This window comes from Pseudomonas sp. CM25 (assembly GCF_013179705.1).
Classification (GTDB): Bacteria; Pseudomonadota; Gammaproteobacteria; order Pseudomonadales; family Pseudomonadaceae; genus Aquipseudomonas.
Window position 1 is genome coordinate 1 of record NZ_JABMCW010000608.1, and the last position, 1,696, is coordinate 1,696.

The window sequence follows — 1,696 nt, forward strand, 5'->3', positions numbered from 1 at the left end:
CAAGTCGCTGGGCAACACCATCGAGCCGGAAAAGGTCAACAACACCCTGGGTGCCGACATCCTGCGCCTGTGGGTCTCCGCCACCGACTACTCCGGTGAAATGGCGGTTTCCGAGCAGATCCTGCAGCGCAGCGCCGACGCCTACCGCCGCATCCGCAACACCGCGCGCTTCCTGCTTTCCAACCTGTCCGGCTTCGACCCGGCGCGCGACCTGCTGGCGCCGCAAGACATGCTGGCACTGGACCGCTGGGCCGTGGACCGCGCCTTGCTGCTGCAGCGCGAGCTGGAAGAGCACTACAGCGAGTACCGGTTCTGGAACGTCTACTCCAAGGTGCATAACTTCTGCGTGCAGGAGCTGGGCGGCTTCTACCTCGACATCATCAAGGACCGCCAGTACACCACCGGCGCCAACAGTGTCGCCCGCCGTTCGTGCCAGACCGCGCTGTACCACATCAGCGAGGCGCTGGTGCGCTGGATCGCGCCGATCCTGGCGTTCACCGCCGACGAAATCTGGCAGTACCTGCCGGGTGAGCGCAACGAGTCGGTCATGCTCAACGGCTGGTACCAGGGCCTGAGCGAGCTGCCGGAAGGCATCGAGCTGGACCGCGCCTACTGGGACCGCGTGATGGCGGTGAAAGCATCGGTCAACAAGGAGCTGGAAAACCAGCGTACCGCCAAGGTCATCGGCGGCAACCTGCAGGCTGAAGTCACCCTGTACGCCGACGAAGGCCTGAGCGCCGACCTGGGCAAGCTGGGCGACGAGCTGCGCTTCGTGCTGATCACTTCGGCCGCCAGCGTGGTGCCGTTCGTGCAGGCACCGGCCGAAGCCGTGGCCACCGAAGTCGAAGGCCTCAAGCTGCAAGTGGTCAAGTCCGGCCACGCCAAGTGCGGCCGTTGCTGGCACTTCCGTGCCGACGTCGGCAGCCACCCGGAGCACCCGGAAATCTGCAGCCGTTGCGTCGACAACCTGAGCGGTTCGGGTGAGGTGCGTCACTATGCCTAACCCTGCAGAGGGGCGCTTCGGGCGCCTTGCATGGCTTTGGCTGAGCTTGCTGGTGCTGGTCCTCGACCAGGCCACCAAGCTGTACTTCAACAACGCCCTGACCATGTACCAGCAGATTGTCGTCATCCCTGACTACTTCAGCTGGACCCTGGCCTACAACACCGGTGCCGCGTTCAGCTTCCTGGCTGACGGCGCCGGCTGGCAGCGCTGGCTGTTTGCGCTGATCGCGGTCGTGGTCAGCGCGGTGCTGGTGGTATGGCTCAAACGCCTGGGGCGCAACGAAACCTGGCTGGCCGTGGCGCTGGCGCTGGTACTGGGTGGTGCGATCGGCAACCTGTATGACCGGGTCGTGCTCGGCCATGTGGTCGATTTCATCCTGGTGCACTGGCAGAACCGCCATTATTTCCCGGCCTTCAACGTGGCCGACAGTGCCATCACCGTTGGTGCGGTGATGCTGGCGCTGGATATGTTCAAGAGCAAGAAGTCCGAGGATCCGGTCCATGACTGACACCCGTATCGGCCAGAACACCGAAGTCACCCTGCACTTCGCGCTGCACCTGGAAAACGGCGACACCGTCGACAGCACGTTCGACAAGGCCCCGGCCACCTTCAAGGTCGGTGACGGCAACCTGCTGCCTGGTTTCGAAAGCGCGTTGTTCGGCTTCAAGGCTGGTGACAAGCGTACTGTAGTGG

3 protein-coding genes are annotated in these 1,696 nt (G+C 63.9%); all 3 read left to right on the plus strand.

Going from position 1 to position 1,696, the window contains the following annotated elements; genetic code table 11:
• A partial coding sequence (locus HP546_RS29935) for a class I tRNA ligase family protein (protein ID WP_172233409.1) occupies positions 1 to 1,003 on the plus strand: 1,003 nt, incomplete at its 5' end.
• On the plus strand, positions 996 to 1,511 hold the full coding sequence (lspA, locus tag HP546_RS29940) for a signal peptidase II (RefSeq protein WP_172233412.1): 516 nt from the start codon (positions 996 to 998) through the stop codon (positions 1,509 to 1,511). The genes HP546_RS29935 and lspA, both read left to right, overlap by 8 nt.
• Positions 1,504 to 1,696, plus strand: a 193-nt coding sequence (locus HP546_RS29945) for a peptidylprolyl isomerase (protein ID WP_172233415.1), incomplete at its 3' end; no start/stop codon positions are given. The genes lspA and HP546_RS29945, both read left to right, overlap by 8 nt.